At 63.7% G+C, this 14,691-nt stretch carries 16 protein-coding genes; 7 read left to right on the forward strand and 9 right to left on the reverse strand.

Annotation, left to right across the window (positions count from 1 at the left end; all coding sequences use genetic code 11):
- Nucleotides 1–101 precede the first annotated feature (101 nt).
- Nucleotides 102–434 carry a hypothetical protein gene (locus tag EL2594_RS08560; RefSeq protein WP_011414651.1) on the forward strand — a complete coding sequence of 111 codons (333 nt, stop codon included), beginning with the start codon at nt 102–104 and terminating at the stop codon, nt 432–434.
- Between the two features lie 58 nt (nt 435–492).
- Here EL2594_RS08560 and EL2594_RS08565 read toward each other — a convergent pair whose 3' ends face one another.
- Nucleotides 493–1,155, reverse strand: a complete 663-nt coding sequence (locus EL2594_RS08565) for a S24 family peptidase (RefSeq protein ID WP_011414652.1) — start codon at nt 1,153–1,155, stop codon at nt 493–495.
- Between the two features lie 119 nt (nt 1,156–1,274).
- On the opposite strand from EL2594_RS08565, the gene EL2594_RS08570 reads away from it, so the two are divergent.
- A complete protein-coding gene (locus tag EL2594_RS08570) occupies nt 1,275–1,463 on the forward strand; it encodes a hypothetical protein (protein ID WP_011414653.1) in 189 nt (62 codons plus the stop codon).
- Nucleotides 1,453–1,803, forward strand: a complete 351-nt coding sequence (locus EL2594_RS08575; RefSeq protein WP_011414655.1) for a hypothetical protein — start codon at nt 1,453–1,455, stop codon at nt 1,801–1,803. The genes EL2594_RS08570 and EL2594_RS08575 overlap by 11 nt, the downstream gene beginning before the upstream one ends.
- 125 nt (nt 1,804–1,928) lie before the next feature.
- On the opposite strand, the gene EL2594_RS08580 is transcribed toward EL2594_RS08575, so the two are convergent.
- Nucleotides 1,929–2,867, reverse strand: a complete 939-nt coding sequence (locus EL2594_RS08580; RefSeq protein WP_011414656.1) for a D-2-hydroxyacid dehydrogenase — start codon at nt 2,865–2,867, stop codon at nt 1,929–1,931.
- A gap of 66 nt (nt 2,868–2,933) precedes the next feature.
- Between EL2594_RS08580 and EL2594_RS08585 the strand changes: the two genes are divergently transcribed.
- A complete protein-coding gene (locus tag EL2594_RS08585) occupies nt 2,934–3,545 on the forward strand; it encodes a 2OG-Fe(II) oxygenase (protein WP_011414657.1) in 612 nt (203 codons plus the stop codon).
- Here the strand turns inward: EL2594_RS08585 and EL2594_RS08590 are convergent.
- The 7 genes from EL2594_RS08590 to EL2594_RS08620 form a co-directional block, all read right to left on the reverse strand.
- Nucleotides 3,542–4,036 carry an RES family NAD+ phosphorylase gene (locus EL2594_RS08590; RefSeq protein ID WP_049762463.1) on the reverse strand — a complete coding sequence of 165 codons (495 nt, stop codon included), beginning with the start codon at nt 4,034–4,036 and terminating at the stop codon, nt 3,542–3,544. The two genes, EL2594_RS08585 and EL2594_RS08590, sit on opposite strands and share 4 nt — an antisense overlap.
- 82 nt (nt 4,037–4,118) lie before the next feature.
- Nucleotides 4,119–5,621 carry a cysteine--tRNA ligase gene (cysS, locus tag EL2594_RS08595; protein WP_011414659.1) on the reverse strand — a complete coding sequence of 501 codons (1,503 nt, stop codon included), beginning with the start codon at nt 5,619–5,621 and terminating at the stop codon, nt 4,119–4,121.
- A gap of 106 nt (nt 5,622–5,727) precedes the next feature.
- Nucleotides 5,728–6,408 carry a nitroreductase gene (locus EL2594_RS08600; protein ID WP_233994252.1) on the reverse strand — a complete coding sequence of 227 codons (681 nt, stop codon included), beginning with the start codon at nt 6,406–6,408 and terminating at the stop codon, nt 5,728–5,730.
- A 103-nt stretch (nt 6,409–6,511) separates the two neighbouring features.
- Entirely contained in the window at nt 6,512–6,847 is a 336-nt protein-coding gene (locus EL2594_RS08605) for a hypothetical protein (protein WP_011414661.1), read from the reverse strand.
- A complete protein-coding gene (gene cobT, locus EL2594_RS08610; RefSeq protein ID WP_011414662.1) occupies nt 6,847–8,664 on the reverse strand; it encodes a cobaltochelatase subunit CobT in 1,818 nt (605 codons plus the stop codon). The genes EL2594_RS08605 and cobT overlap by 1 nt, the downstream gene beginning before the upstream one ends.
- A 95-nt stretch (nt 8,665–8,759) precedes the next feature.
- Nucleotides 8,760–9,413, reverse strand: a complete 654-nt coding sequence (gene fsa, locus EL2594_RS08615) for a fructose-6-phosphate aldolase (protein ID WP_011414663.1) — start codon at nt 9,411–9,413, stop codon at nt 8,760–8,762.
- 81 nt (nt 9,414–9,494) lie between these two features.
- The gene (locus EL2594_RS08620) at nt 9,495–10,196 is read right to left on the reverse strand and encodes a DUF4197 domain-containing protein (RefSeq protein WP_011414664.1); all 702 of its coding nucleotides are present in this window, start codon (nt 10,194–10,196) and stop codon (nt 9,495–9,497) included.
- A gap of 55 nt (nt 10,197–10,251) precedes the next feature.
- Here EL2594_RS08620 and EL2594_RS08625 point away from each other — a divergent pair, with 55 nt between their 5' ends.
- The 3 genes from EL2594_RS08625 to EL2594_RS08635 are packed head-to-tail and all read left to right on the forward strand — an operon-like array spanning nt 10,252 to nt 14,675.
- Nucleotides 10,252–12,417, forward strand: a complete 2,166-nt coding sequence (locus EL2594_RS08625; protein ID WP_011414665.1) for a primosomal protein N' — start codon at nt 10,252–10,254, stop codon at nt 12,415–12,417.
- A 14-nt stretch (nt 12,418–12,431) separates the two neighbouring features.
- Complete coding sequence (locus tag EL2594_RS08630; RefSeq protein WP_011414666.1) at nt 12,432–13,070, forward strand: glutathione S-transferase family protein; 639 nt, start codon at nt 12,432–12,434, stop codon at nt 13,068–13,070.
- A 36-nt stretch (nt 13,071–13,106) separates the two neighbouring features.
- Nucleotides 13,107–14,675, forward strand: a complete 1,569-nt coding sequence (locus tag EL2594_RS08635) for a cryptochrome/photolyase family protein (protein WP_011414667.1) — start codon at nt 13,107–13,109, stop codon at nt 14,673–14,675.
- The last annotated feature ends 16 nt before the right edge of the window (nt 14,676–14,691 follow it).

Raw genomic sequence — 14,691 nt, forward strand, 5'->3', positions numbered from 1 at the left:
GCAGCGGATACTCGCCCTGCCGAAAGCAACCGGCAAGATAGGCGTCGTTCATATTGGACCGCATATTGCTGAACAATCATAGGCCGACAAGGAGAGTGCCCATGCTGAAAGTTCTGTTTGCTTCCGGTGTCGCGCTGGCGGCGCTGTCCGCGACGCCCGCCGCAGCCGACTCGCGCGGATACAACAGCTACTACGGCAACGGCTACCAACGCGCAGTCGAACGGATCGAGCGGCGCTGCTCGCGGGCACTGCGTTTTGCCGAGAGCCGCCGTGAGTACTGGCAGATCACCCGCCGCTGCGATGCGCAACTGCGCGATCTTCGCTATCGCTGGAACGACGATCGCAGGTGGCGGGACGACGACGATGACGACGATGATGACGACCGCCGCCGGTGGCGCGGCCGCGACCGGGATGACGATGACGACGACGATTGATTGATCGTCTCGATGGAAGAGGGCCTTGTGCACAAAGCGCGGGGCCCTTTTCGTTTCGTCAGACGCGGCCGCTCTTCCAGACGACGCGGCCGATCACTTCGACGTCTTCCAGTGCCATATCCAGGGGCGGGTAGGCGAGGTTCTGGCTCAGCAGACTGATCCTCCCCTGCCCGCTGCGCGACAGCCGCTTCACCATCAGCGTCTCGCCCAGGCGCACGACGTGGATACCGTCGCGCAAAGGCCCCGGCGATCGATCGACGAGGATTTCGTCCCCATCGCGCAGCAACGGCTCCATGCTGTCGCCTTCTACCGTGACCGAGGACAGCATCTTGGGATCGAAGCCGTGGTCGCGCAGCCAGCGGCCCGAAAAACCGAAATTGTCGAAGGGCGATTCGTCGCCCGCAAACTGGCCCGGCCCCGCCGCCACCGCGATCGACAGGCGCGGGATGGCGACGAAATCCTCATCGGCAAGGAGGCTCGGGGACGCATTGTAGGATTTTTCCTTGTTCGCCCCTAATTCCGATTCGTCGACACCGAAGAATTCCGCCAGCAACCGCCGGTCGCCTTCCTCCAGTTTCTTCGGACTGCCGCGCCGGACAAACTGTTGCAAATAGCTGGAATTGCGCCCGATAAGCGCAGAAAGCTTTGAAAGTCCTACACCTTTTTCCTGTGCAAGCTCGAGCAGTCTCACTCGCGCGTCGCCACTGTCGGCAGATGGCATGGATTTCCGGGCACTTGTCATTTTTCCTATCTACACAAAGGATTTTTCCTAGACAAGTAGGATTTCGCTTTGCACCAAACGCCTCATGGACAGCGAATCGCTTGAGACATGAGGGTTGAATGCTGATCAGAAGAATCGAGAAATTCCTGCGCGAAGTGGACATGCCGGCGACCAAGTTCGGTCGCCTGGCGGCTCACGATCCGCGCTTCGTGCTGGACCTGCGTAATGGCCGGATACCGCGCACCGGAACCGAGCAGCGGGTCGACGGCTTCATGCGCGAATATCGCGAGGTGCATCATGCAGGCTGAGCCAATCCCCGCCCCGCGTCGCGCCCGGCGGAGCATCGGCGAACGCCTGCGCTCCGCCATCCTCGCCCTGGCCGGTGGGCATGGTGATGTGCAGCATCACGCAGAAAAAGCCTGGGCCAGCATCACCTTCGCCGGGACGCGCCACACGCTGCGCCTCGTCTTCGAAGGCGATGAGGCCGTTGCGCAGGGCGAAGCACTGGTGGCGGCCCTGCCCAACCATGAATTCGCGATCCCGCGCCAACTCGTCGCCGACGCGACGATCACCGCGGTCGAAAGCGAGCTGCTGCCCGTCCCGCGGATGCTGGTCGAATGCGAGCTGTTGCTGCTGGAGGATGTCTAGCCAAAACGAGCCCGCTCGCCCTGAGCCTGTCGAAGGGCCGCTCTTTCTTCGAGCGCAGCGCTTGCCAAAAGAAGAACAGTGCTTCGACAGGCTCAGCACGAACGGGTCAGGAGTGGTTCCTTACTCTAATAACCCAGCGTCAGGTCGAAACGCGGTTCGACTGGTTCGCCTGCGATGTAGCGATGACAATTCTGCACAAACCGCTCGGCCGAGCGCTGAAACATCTTGGTCTGCGCGCGACCCGACAGGTGCATGGTGACATGCGCATTGTCGAGCGACCAGAGCGCGTGGTCGGCGGGCAGCGGCTCGGGCGTGGTCACATCGAGAAACGCGCCGCCGATCGTCTTGTCTTGCAGCGCCTTTACCAGCGCGGGCTGGTCGACCACTTCGCCGCGGGCGATGTTCACCAAGACCGCGTCGCTTTTCATTGCCGCCAGCTCCTCGGCACCGATCATGCCTTCGGTTTCTGCGGTGGCGGGGACGGCGAGGATGATCCAGTCGAATTCGCCGAGTTGGCCGCGCCACTGGTCGGGTGCCAGGCAGCCCTCCCCGCCCGAGCGCCGCACCACGGTGACCTCGATATCGAACGCCTCGAGCCTCGGTTTGATCAGCTGTCCGATCGCGCCGTAGCCGAGCAATAGCGCCCTGGAACCGGCCAGTTCGATCTTGCCGGGCGAATCGAGCAGCCACTCATGCTTCTCCTGTGCCCGCACCACATCGCGATAGCCCTTGGCGTGGACCAGCATCCCCATCACGACATACTCCGCAATGGTGACGGCGTTGATCCCGACGCCGTTGGTGACCGTCACGCCGCGCTCCAGCAACAATTCGTGCGGCAGGAAATCGAGCCCGGCATAGATCGAGCTCAGCCATTTCAGCCTCTCGGCCCTTTTCACCGCTTCGATCATCGGCTGCTTCTGGTCGAGATCGAACCAGCCGATTTCCGCCTGCGGTGCCAGCTCCATCAAATCCTCGACAGAGGCGAAGAACTTCGCTTCTATCCCGTCGGGAAGATGCGGCTCGACGAGCGGGCGGACGAGGGCGGACAGGACGGCGATGGGCATGGACAATCTCTGGCTAGTGGCGCGGAAGCCCTTCCCTTGCCCGATCGGCTTCCGGGATGCCAGTCGATGAACGCACCGCACACGCCTGCGCACGTCATCATCGATGATTTCCTGCCCGAACAGGACGCCGCCGATCTGCTCGCCTTCGCGCTGGAAAACCGGACGGCGTTCGAGCCTGCCGTGGTGGTTCGCGACGGGGACGTCCTTGCGGAGAAAGACAACCGCAGCGCCATGACATCGACCGATCTCGGCCCGATGCGCAGCACCTTCACGGCGGCAGTGGAAGCGCATTTCGAGCATTTGTGCAAAGGCATCGGCCTTGCGCCATTCGGCATCTCGGGGTGGGACATGAGCCTTGCCGTCCACCGCGACGGCGATTTCTTTTCCGAACATATCGACACGTTGACGGCTGAGAATCGCGACACACTGCCCGGCGACCGGCTGATCAGCATGGTCTATTACATGCACCTGCCCGGAGCGCGGTTCGAAGGCGGCGAGTTGGTGGTGCGGCATCTGTTCGGACGGACAGAACCGGTCCGCATCGCCCCGCGCCACAACCGGCTGGTCGCCTTCCCCAGTATCGCGCCGCACGCAGTCGAGCCTGTGCGCGTGCCGGGCAACGCATGGGAAGACGCGCGCTTCTCGGTCAATTGCTGGCTCCTGCGCGGGCGGGGCTAGGCGGGCAGGCTCAGCGTTTCGCGAAAATCGAATGGGCGGGTCGTGAGCCGGCGCACATAGTGCGCGTCGGGATGCGCCGGGTTCATCATCACGATCTGCGCTTCGGGAAGGACCGCGGACTGGACCGATGCCAGCAGCGATCGGCCCGAGGCAAGCCATTCATCGCCGATGCGGCGTTTCTCGACCTGGTCTTCGGTGAAGGCGAAGCTTTCGGGCTGGGCATTGATGTCGGTGAAGCCGAGCACGTAGTCGGTGTCGATACCGGCCAGATCGCGCGGCAGGTAGCGCAGCACCACTAGCACCGCGAGGCCCGGTTCGGAGGCGAAATTGACAACGGGCTTGCCCGGAGAGACCCAGCGCGCGCCGTGTTTCTCCGGCCCCGACCCGTCGAGCGCGACGAAAGGCGCACGGGTCAGGCGCCACAGCCTCACTTCGGTTCGACCCAACGATCCAATACCGTTCGGGCTGAGCCTGTCGAAGCCCAGCCGCAACAGCCGTGGCTGCCCTTCGGAGTCAAAGACGGCGCAAAGCGCCACCGGCTCAGGGCGAACGGGGTTTGAGAATTAGGATTGGTCAAGTGCCCCGCTTCCACTCCCAGCCGAGCGGGTCGCCGTCCATAACCTCGACGCCTTTGGCCGCGAGGTCGTCGCGGATTGCGTCGGAGCGGGCGAAGTCCTTGGCCGCGCGGGCTTCCTTGCGCTCGGCGAACGCGGCCTCGATTTCGGCTTCGCTGATTTCGGCGGTCGCGGGGCGGGTGCGGAGATCGGTGCGAGAAAGGTTGAGGAGGTCAAAACCCAAAACGGCATCGAAAGCACTTGCGAGAACGAGCTTCTTAGCAGGATCGATCTTCTTGGTGGCGAGAAGGTCTTCCATGGCGGTCAGGGAGATTGCGGTATTGAGATCATCGGCGATTGCGGTGCCGAACTTCTCGATTGCAGGGCCAAGCTTCCCCCAATCGTCACCCTGAACTTGTTTCAGGGTCCATGCTTCCATTTGCGCCCACGGTTTGGAGTTCGGCATCGATGCTGAAACGAGTTCAGCATGACGGGCCTTGAGGGTTTCGAGCGCCATTACCATGCGCTTTAACCGCACCAGCGCCGCTTCCAATCCTTCCCACGTGAATTCCAGCTCGCTGCGATAATGCGCCTGCAGGCACAGCATGCGGTAGGCGAGCGGGTGGAAGCCGCGGTCGACCAGCGCCTGCAGCGTCAGGAACTCGCCCGAGCTTTTCGACATCTTCCCGCGCCGGTCGATCAGGAAGTTGTTGTGCATCCAGATCTTCGCGCCGCTGTCGGGCGAGCAATTATGCGCCTGGTTCTGCGCGATCTCGTTGGGGTGGTGGATCTCGCGGTGATCGATTCCGCCGGTGTGGATGTCGAACGGGTGGCCGAGCAGTTCTGCGCTCATGACCGAGCATTCGAGGTGCCACCCCGGTGCGCCCTTGCCCCACGGCGAATCCCATTCCATCTGCCGCGTCTCGCCCGGCGGGGTCTTGCGCCAGATCGCGAAGTCGGCGGCGTTGCGCTTGCCTTCGACCTCATCGATGCGGCCTTCACCTTCATCGGTTACGGCGCGCGCCAGCCGCCCGTATTCGGGTACGGTCGAGACATCGAAATAGAGCCCGCTGTCGAGCTCGTAGCAATGCTTCGCTTCGATGCTTTTGGCCCATGCGATCATGCTTTCGACATAGTCTGTCGCACGCGGGTGCTCGGGCTTGCGAATGTTGAGCCGATCCAGGTCGGCCTCGAACACTTGCTGGTAGTAGCGCGCGATGTCCCATGCGCTCTTGCCCTCGCGCGCGGCGGCCTTTTCCATCTTGTCGTCGCCCGCATCGGCATCCGAGGTCAGGTGGCCGACATCGGTGATGTTGATCACATGCTTGAGGTCGAAGCCCTTCCAGCTGAGCGTACGCCCCAGCGTATCGGCGAAGATATAGGCCCGCATATTTCCGATATGCTGGTAGTTATAGACCGTCGGCCCGCAGGTATAGACGCGCGCTTCGCCCGGGTGGATCGGCTGGAATTCCTCCAGCGAGCGGGTGAGCGAATTGAACAGCTTGAGCGGCGTGGTGGTCATGTGGGGCCTAATATATGCCCGTCATCCCAGCGCAAGCTGGGATCTGGCTCCACCGGCGCGACGGGATTGAGAGAGATCCCAGCTTGCGCTGGGATGACGGAGGGAGTTACTCCCACCCCTCCCATCGCACGCTTTCTTCCAGCGGGGCGCGCTTGACCTCGAACTGGTTCACCGCCGCCTCCGGGTCGCGGTACCCGATGGCGATGCCGCAGAAGAAGATGTGGTCCTCCGGAATATCGACCATCTCGCGGATTTGCGGCGCGAACACCGCCCACGCCTCCTGGTAACAGCAATCGAGCCCTTCCTCGCGCAACAGCAAGCCGATGGTCTGCATCCACATGCCGATATCGGACCATTGCGGCGGGCCCATATATTTGGGCGTGTGGACCAGCATCAGCACCGGCGCCCCGAAGGCGCGGAAATTGTTGGCGAACCACATCAGCCGCTTGCCCTTCTCCTCGCGGGAGATTTCGAGCGCGCCATACATATCCTCGCCCACCCCGCGGCGGCGCTGCTCATAGGCCCCGTCGAGCTCGGGCGGATACACATGATACTCCGGCGCAAACGCCTCGCGCCCCTTGGGCAGGTCCTGCGCTACGCGGGTAAACAGCTTCTGCATCGGCTCGCCGGTGAGGACGATGCCATGCCACGGCTGGGTGTTCCCACCGGAAGGCGAGCGCTGCGCTTTTTCGAGAATGCGGGTGAGCGTTGCCTGGTCGACGGGTGTGTCGAGAAAGGCGCGGACGGAGCGGCGGGACTGGACGGCTTCGGTAACGTTCATACTCATACCTCATGATTCCCACGAAGGCGGCGACCCAAAGCTATCTGGCAGCACTTCGCAAATTCGCACTGGATTTCCGCCTTCGCGGGGATGACGGTGAGGAGCCAAATCATTCCGCTTCTATTACCCCCTTCTTCTCAAGATGATTCACGAGCGCAATCGCCAAGTCCGACTTCGTTCGAAGCATGTTCAGACAGTTAGTCCCCGTATTGCCAATGTACCGACCTTGATAATTGGAAAGAGCCAATCTGCCCTGATGCTGTTCGTTCAGAACCCATACGGCCAGCGCGAATCCCTTGGCCAGCTCAAACTCAGTTTTGTTAAATCCGAAGTTCAGTGCTTCATTTCCAATAACGCATTCGCAGTTGACGACGGTTTCTCTGGCCCAATCGGGAACATGTTTCGCAATCTTAAGACTGGGTCGATCAAACAGGCCGAATACCATCACTCCACCTCAAACAAATCGGCTAGCTGCTCGATAATCGTCCCGCCGAGCTGTTCGACATCCATGATCGTCACCGCGCGCTTGTAATAGCGGGTCACATCGTGGCCGATGCCGACGGCCACCAGTTGCACGGGTGACTGCTTCTCGATCCAGTCGATCACCTTGCGCAAGTGGCTTTCGAGATAGCCCGCGCTGTTGACGCTGAGCGTGCTGTCGTCGACCGGCGCGCCGTCGCTGATCACCATCAGGATGCGGCGATCCTCGGGTCGCGCGATCAGGCGATTATGCGCCCACAGCAGCGCCTCGCCGTCGATGTTTTCCTTGAGCAGCCCTTCGCGCATCATCAGGCCGAGATTGCGGCGCGCGCGGCGCCAGGGTTCGTCGGCCTTTTTGTAGAGGATGTGGCGGAGGTCATTGAGGCGGCCGGGCTGCGGCGGCTTGCCGTCGGCGAGCCATTTCTCGCGCGCCTGCCCGCCCTTCCACGCGCGGGTCGTGAAGCCGAGGATCTCGGTCTTGACCCCGCACCGCTCCAGCGTGCGCGCCATGATGTCGGCGCTGATTGCGGCGATGCTGATCGGCCGCCCGCGCATGGAGCCGGAATTGTCGATCAGCAGGGTGACGACCGTGTCCTTGAACTCGGTATCGCGCTCGATCTTGTAGCTCAGCGAATGGCCGGGGCTGATGACGACACGAGCCAGCCGCGCGGCATCGAGCAACCCCTCTTCCTGGTCGAAATCCCAGCTACGATTCTGCTGCGCCATCAGGCGGCGCTGGAGCCGGTTGGCGAGCCGGGTGACGACGCCCTGCAGCCCTGTCAGCTGGCTATCGAGATAGGCCCGCAGCCGGTCCAGTTCCTCGGCATCGCACAGTTCGGCCGCGGCGATTTCCTCGTCATATTGCGTGGTGTATTCGGTGTAGTCGAAGCTGTCGGGCAGGTCGGTCCACGGGCGGTTGGGGCGGACCGGCATCATGCCTTCCTCGCCCTCGTCGCCCAGCTCGCCGTCGGCCACTTCCTCGCCGGCCTCGGTTTCCGCCTCGCCCTCGGCGTCGCCTTCGGTCTGCTCGCCGGCCATTTCCGCAGGGCTCGGCTGCTCGTCGCCGCCGGTTTCGTCGTCGCTCTCGTCTTCCTGCTCGTCCTGCCCGTCTTCGTCCTCGCCATCTTCATTGTCGGCGCTGTCGGGCTGATCGGTCGGATCGGTCAGTTCGAGATGCCGCAGCATGTCGAGCGCGAGCGACTGGAACGCTTTCTGGTCCTCGAGCGACCCGGCCAAATCCTCGAAATCGCTGCCGGTTCGGCTCTCGATATACTCGCGCACCAGTTCGACGCCGGCACGCGCCCGTTCGGGAATCGGCTTGCCGGTCAATTGCTCGCGCAGCATCAGGCCGAGCGCGCTTTGCAGCGGCACGTCGCCGTCGTTCTGCGCGCGGGCAATGGGATCGCTGGCGGTGCGCAGTTCGACCGCGGCGTCGAGATTGTCCGCAATCCCTTCGTAGCCGCTCGCGCCCAATGCTTCGTAGCGGACCTGCTCGACCGCATCGTAGCACGCCCGCGCCACCGGATCGCTGGGCGCGTTGGCCTCGTGCAGCTTCAGATTGTGGTGGCGCAGCTTGAGCGCGAAACTGTCCGCGAAGCCGCGCGCCTCGGCGGCCTGCTCGGGCGGCAGATTGCGACCGGGCAGCGGTACGCGGAAATTCCGCCCCTGCGCGCTCGGGCTGTCGGCGCTCCACGCGACTTCGATCTCCGGCTCGCGCGCAAGGGCCCGCGCCGTGCCGGTCAGCGCGCGCTTGAAGCTGTCGAGGGGGGATTCGTCGCTCATACAATCCTTGCGAGCCCCAGCGAAGGCTGGGGCCTCCAACCACTAGCGATCCGCCGGTGGAAGGAGGTCCCTGCCTGCGCAGGGACACATGCCAATTACAAGATACTCTGCCCCGTCGCTTCCCAATCCTTGAGGAAGCCTTCGATGCCTTTGTTGGTCAGCACATGGTTCGCCAGCGCCATGATCACCTTGGGCGGTGCCGTCATGACATCCGCGCCGATCAGCGCGGCTTCCAGCACATGCGTGGTGTGGCGCACGCTGGCGACGAGGATTTCGGTCTCGAAAGCATAATTGTCGTAGATCGTGCGGATATCGCGGATCAGCTCCATGCCGTTGAAACCGTTGTCGTCGTGACGGCCGACGAAGGGCGAAACGAATGTCGCACCCGCTTTCGCTGCCAGCAGCGCCTGGTTGGCGCTGAAGCAGAGCGTGACGTTGACCATGGTGCCGTCATCGCTCAGCGCCTTGCAGGTCTTGAGCCCGTCGATCGTCAGCGGCACCTTGATGCAGACATTGTCCGCGATCGCGCGCAGTTTGTCGGCTTCCTTCATCATCGTGGCGTGATCGAGCGCGACGACCTCGGCGCTCACCGGCCCGTCGGTGATACCGCAGATCTCCTTCGTCACTTCGATGAAGTCGCGGCCCGACTTGTGGATCAGCGAGGGATTGGTGGTCACGCCATCGAGCAGGCCGGTCGCGGCCAGTTCCTTGATGTCGTCGATTTCAGCGGTGTCGGCGAAGAATTGCATGGGGCGGCTGCTCCGAATAGTGATTCCCCGATCTCCTACCGAACCGTGCCCACGGGGGCTAGCCCCGCCTATCGGTCAGGCTCACAGCCGCGACGCAGCACCGAACACGCCGATCAGCAGCGGATCGCGGGTCGCGCGCGGATGGGCGCGAATGGCGGCCTCCTCGCGGCCCATCTCGGCCCAGATCGCGTCGCTGACCCGCGTGCCCAGCCGGTTCGCCACGCCGCCGACATCGACGCCGGTGAGCGCGCCGAGCGCTTGGCCGACGAGCGGGTCTTCCGCCACGCGCAGGGCGCGGTCGAGCCCGGGCACCATCGCATCGAGCACGCGCGTGCCGACTTCGGCGCTGAGGAAATCGGTCGCCGCGCTCGGGCCGCCGCGCACAAGGTCTATGGCGTTCTGGAACCCGATCACGCGCACGGCATCGGCGACGACGGGCGCGGCGCGTTCGCTGGCGTCGATCGCGAAATCGGCAAAGACGCCTTCCAGCCGGTCCTTGAACAGCGCCGAGGTCAGGATGCGGGAGAGCACATCGCCGCGCGTGCCCAGGAACGAACCGAGGCCGATGCGGGCGACCTGGTCGTCCCAATAGCCGCCGGGCGCCGTCAGCCGGTCGAAAGCGCGTTCGCTCGACAGCAGGAGCAGGCGGCGGATCGCCTCGGTAAAGCTGAAGCCGCCGCCATAGCCGCCGGCGCAGCCGGGCAGGAGGACGAGCGAGCTCGCGCCCAGTCCGGCGAGCATCGAGCGACGGGTGATGATCTCGGACCCAACAATCTTGGACATAGTGCAGTCTCCAAACCTTGCGGGGCGTGCATGCCGCCGCCCATATGGCACCAGCATGAACCGCGCGCGCATCCTCACATTCAACGCCGCCCTGCCGGTGCTCGATTACCGGGTGCCGGAGGGGATGAGCGTGGTGCCGGGCAGCGTCGTGGTCGCCCCGCTCGGCCCGCGCGAAATCCTCGGCGTCGTGTGGGAGGAAGAACGCCTGCCGGGTCAATCGGTGCCCGATGCCAAGCTTCGCCCCTTGCGTGATACGGTGCCGGTGCCGCCCCTGCGCCCGGAATTGCGGCGGCTGATCGAATGGACGGCGGATTATTACTGCGCCCCGATGAGTGCTGTGGCGCGGATGGTGCTGTCGAGCGGCGGCGCTCTGCGCGGGCCGATGACAACGACGGAATATCGCCTCTCGGGCGGCATGCCGGAGCGCATGACCGCGCAGCGCGAGAGGGCGATGGAGCGGCTGGAAGGCGAACAGGCGACCATCCGCGAACTGGCCGAGATCGCCGAGGTGTCCGACGGCGTGCTACGGGGCCTCGTGAACCAGGGTGTGCTGGAGCCGGTCGTGGTCGATATCGACCGGTCCTACCCCCGCGCGCATCCCGACCATGCCGAACCGATCCTGTCGGCGGAGCAGAAGGAGGTAGCAGACGAGCTGGTGGCCGCCGTCGAGGCAGAAGAGTTCGCCCCGATCCTGCTCGACGGCGTGACCGGTTCGGGCAAGACCGAGACCTATTTCGAGCCCGTCGCGGCGGCGTTGCGGATGGACCGGCAGGTGCTTGTCCTTTTGCCCGAGATCGCGCTCACGGAAGCCTTTCTGCGCCGCTTCGCAGATCGCTTCGGTGCTGCGCCGATCGTCTGGCATTCGAGCCTGAAGTCGACCGAGCGCCGCCGCGCGTGGCGGGCGATCTCGACGGGCGAGGCACAGGTGGTCGTCGGCGCACGCTCGGCGCTGTTCCTGCCATATGACAATCTCGGCCTGATCGTGGTCGATGAAGCGCATGAGGTGAGCTTCAAGCAGGACGATGGCGTGCGCTACAATGCCCGCGACGTCGCGGTAATGCGCGGACATTTCGAGAAGCATCCCGTGATTCTCGCCAGCGCCACTCCCGCGCTCGAAAGCCTGCAGATGGCCGAAAGCGGCATCTACCGGAAGCTGGACCTGCCGAGCCGGTATGGCGGGGCGGAGCTGCCGGACATAAAGCTGATAGACCTCACGGAAGAAAAGCCCGAGCGCGGTCGCTGGCTCGCCCCGTCGCTCGCTCGCGAGCTGTTCGCGCGGCTGGAACGCGGCGAGCAGTCGCTGCTGTTCCTCAACCGCCGTGGTTATGCGCCCCTGACGCTGTGCCGCAATTGCGGCTTCCGTTTCCAATGCAGCAATTGCAGCGCCTGGCTGGTCGAGCATCGTTTTTCGCAACGCCTAGCCTGCCACCATTGCGGGCACGAGGAACAGCCGCCCGAGACTTGCCCCGATTGTAACGAGCCCGATTGCCTAGTCGCATGCGGACCCGGTGTGGAGCGGATTGCGGACGAGGTGGCGGAAATCCTGCCCGATGCCCGGGTCGCGGTGGTCACTTCGGATACGCTCAACACGCCCGACAAGGCCGCCGAATTCGTAAGGCAGGCCGAAGCGCGAGAAATCGACGTGATAGTAGGCACGCAGCTCGTCACAAAGGGTTTCCATTTCCCAGAACTGACGCTTGTCGGCGTGGTCGATGCCGACCTAGGCCTGGAAGGCGGCGATCTGCGCGCGGCCGAGCGAACCTACCAGCAGGTCGCGCAAGTCGCCGGGCGCGCCGGGCGTGGCTCGAAGCCGGGCGAAGTCCTGATCCAGACCCGCCACCCCGAAGCGCCGGTAATCGAAGCGCTTGCCGCCGGAGATCGCGACGCCTTCTACGAAGCCGAAACCGAAGCGCGGCGTTTCGCCGGGGCCCCGCCCTTCGGACGCTGGGCCGCGATCATCGTCTCTTCTGAAGACGAGGCCGAAGCGCGCGAAGCCGCGCAGCGCATCGGCGCGACCCAGCCGCGGATCGAGGATATCGCCATCCTCGGCCCCGCCCCTGCCCCGATGGCGCTGCTGCGCGGTCGCTATCGCTACCGCTTCCTCGTCAACGCGCGCCGCAGCGCAAAGGTGCAGGAGGCGCTGCGCCAATGGCTCGATCCGCTGGACTTCCCGCGCGGGGTGCGCGTATCGATCGACATCGATCCCTACAGCTTCGTTTGAGAAGGACCTCCGCAATGCTCACCGTCCACCACCTGCGCCTGTCGCAATCCGAACGTATCGTCTGGCTGTGTGAGGAACTGGGGCTCGATTACGACTTGAAGCTTTACACCCGCCGCGAGGACAACAATCTTGCACCCGACGAATACAAGGCGCTGCACCCGATGGGCATCGCTCCGGTCATCACCGATGGCGATTTCGTGCTCGGCGAAAGCGGTGCGATCATCGACTGGATCGTCGCCAAACATGCGCCCGACACCGACCTGGTGCCCGGCCCGGACCACTCCGACTTCGCCGACCACCTGTTCTACTACCACTGGGCCAACGCGACCTTCATGACCAACGGCATGATGTCGCTGGTCGCGAGCCGCATGGTGGACGGCGGCGCGATGCCGCCCTTCGTCGCCGATCGCAACGCCAAGGGCTGGGCCATCGTCGAAGAACGGCTCGGTGAGGCCGACTATTTCGGCGGTTCGCAACTGACCACGGCGGACATCATGATGGGCTTCCAGCTCACCACCAGCCGCGCAATGAGCGGCATGAGCATCGACGGGATGCCCAACCTGCAAGCCTATCTCAAGCGCATGGGTAAACGCGAGGCCTACCAGCGCGCGATGGCGAAATGCGAGCCGGGCATGCCGCCCAAGCTCGACTGAGCGGGAGCGCGCGGCCCGTTCATGCGTTAGCCCCGCATGGCATCCGACAAACCAATCCTCGTGCCCGTGCTGGGCGACCAGCTGACCCGTGACCTCGCCTCGATCAGGGGCCGCACCAAGGACGATACCGTCATCCTTATGATGGAGGTGTGGGACGAGGCGACTTACGTCAAACACCACAAGCAGAAGATCGCGCTGATCTTTTCCGCCATGCGTCACTTCGCTGCCGAGCTGGAGGATGCGGGATGGACGGTCGACTATGTCAAGCTGACCGATCCCGACAATGCGGGCAGCTTCACCGGCGAAGTCGCCCGCGCCATCGAGCGCCACCAACCGCGCGCGATCCAAATCGTCGAGGCGGGTGAATGGCGGGTGCAACAGGCGATCGAGGAATGGCCAGACAAGTTCGATTGCGAAGTCGAGATTTTAACCGACGATCGCTTCCTGTGCTCGCTATCCGAATTCAACGACTGGGCCGAGAACCGCAAGACCTTGCGGATGGAGCATTTCTATCGCGAGATGCGCCGCAAGACCGGCATCCTGATGGCCGACGACGGCAAGCCCGAAGGCGGCGAATGGAATTACGACGAGGATAACCGCGCCTCGCCGAAAGAGGACATGGACCCGCCCGCGCGGCCGCTGTTCGAACCCGACGAGATCACGCGTGAGTGCATCGATCTGGTCGAAGAGAAATTCGGCGATCATTTCGGCAGCCTCGAGAATTTCGGCTGGCCGGTCACGCGCGACGAGGCCGAGAAAGCCGCCGACGCCTTCTTCGCCGAACGGATCGAGAAGTTCGGCAAGTTCCAGGATGCCATGGTCTATGGCCAGGACGACCTTTACCACTCGATGCTCTCGACCAGCATTAATCTCGGCCTGCTCGATCCGGTCGAATTGTGCCGCCGAGCGGAGCAGGCATACCAGGACGGCAAGGCCCCCATCAATTCGGCCGAGGGCTTCATCCGCCAGCTCATCGGCTGGCGCGAATATGTGCGCGGCTTCTACTGGCGTTTCATGCCGGACCTTGAGAGCAACAATGCGCTCAACGCCCAGCGCGCGTTGCCCGAATTCTACTGGACCGGCGAAACCGACATGCGCTGTTTGGCCGACAGCATTCGCTCGACGAAAGAGAACGCTCACGCCCACCACATCCAGCGGCTGATGGTGCTGGGCAATTTTGCGCTGATCGCCGGGCTGTCCCCGCGCGAAGTGCAGGACTGGTATCTCGTCGTCTATGCCGATGCCTACCAATGGGTCGAACTGCCCAATGTCGCGGCGATGATCCTCTACGCCGATGGCGGCAAGCTGGCGTCCAAGCCCTATGCGGCGAGCGGCAATTACATCAACAAGATGAGCAACTACTGCTCCGACTGCACATACTCGGTCAGCAAGAAGACCGAGGAAAACGCATGCCCGTTCAACTCGCTCTACTGGCGCTTCATGGATCGCCATCGCGACCGGCTCGAAAGCAATCCGCGCATAGGGCGCATCTACTCGAACTGGGATCGGATGGGCGAGGAAAAGCAACAGGCCTATCTCGATCGGGCGGAGAGTTTCCTCGACACGCTGGAACCCGCGCAAGATGGCTGGGCCCGCAACGATTAGCGCGTGAAGGCCGGAA

This window comes from Erythrobacter litoralis HTCC2594 (assembly GCF_000013005.1).
Lineage (GTDB): Bacteria > Pseudomonadota > Alphaproteobacteria > Sphingomonadales > Sphingomonadaceae > Parerythrobacter > Parerythrobacter litoralis_A.

Coding starts and splice junctions, on each gene's coding strand:
- EL2594_RS08600 (WP_233994252.1), bottom strand. CDS start 6,408: ATGAGTATGAACGTTACCGAAGCCGTCCAGTCCCGCCGCTCCGTCCGC.
- EL2594_RS08560 (WP_011414651.1), top strand. CDS start 102: ATGCTGAAAGTTCTGTTTGCTTCCGGTGTCGCGCTGGCGGCGCTGTCC.
- EL2594_RS08605 (WP_011414661.1), bottom strand. CDS start 6,847: ATGGTATTCGGCCTGTTTGATCGACCCAGTCTTAAGATTGCGAAACAT.
- EL2594_RS08635 (WP_011414667.1), top strand. CDS start 13,107: ATGGCATCCGACAAACCAATCCTCGTGCCCGTGCTGGGCGACCAGCTG.
- EL2594_RS08580 (WP_011414656.1), bottom strand. CDS start 2,867: ATGCCCATCGCCGTCCTGTCCGCCCTCGTCCGCCCGCTCGTCGAGCCG.
- EL2594_RS08630 (WP_011414666.1), top strand. CDS start 12,432: ATGCTCACCGTCCACCACCTGCGCCTGTCGCAATCCGAACGTATCGTC.
- EL2594_RS08565 (WP_011414652.1), bottom strand. CDS start 1,155: ATGCCATCTGCCGACAGTGGCGACGCGCGAGTGAGACTGCTCGAGCTT.
- fsa (WP_011414663.1), bottom strand. CDS start 9,413: ATGCAATTCTTCGCCGACACCGCTGAAATCGACGACATCAAGGAACTG.
- EL2594_RS08575 (WP_011414655.1), top strand. CDS start 1,453: ATGCAGGCTGAGCCAATCCCCGCCCCGCGTCGCGCCCGGCGGAGCATC.
- EL2594_RS08625 (WP_011414665.1), top strand. CDS start 10,252: ATGAACCGCGCGCGCATCCTCACATTCAACGCCGCCCTGCCGGTGCTC.
- EL2594_RS08585 (WP_011414657.1), top strand. CDS start 2,934: ATGAACGCACCGCACACGCCTGCGCACGTCATCATCGATGATTTCCTG.
- EL2594_RS08570 (WP_011414653.1), top strand. CDS start 1,275: ATGCTGATCAGAAGAATCGAGAAATTCCTGCGCGAAGTGGACATGCCG.
- cysS (WP_011414659.1), bottom strand. CDS start 5,621: ATGACCACCACGCCGCTCAAGCTGTTCAATTCGCTCACCCGCTCGCTG.
- EL2594_RS08620 (WP_011414664.1), bottom strand. CDS start 10,196: ATGTCCAAGATTGTTGGGTCCGAGATCATCACCCGTCGCTCGATGCTC.
- cobT (WP_011414662.1), bottom strand. CDS start 8,664: ATGAGCGACGAATCCCCCCTCGACAGCTTCAAGCGCGCGCTGACCGGC.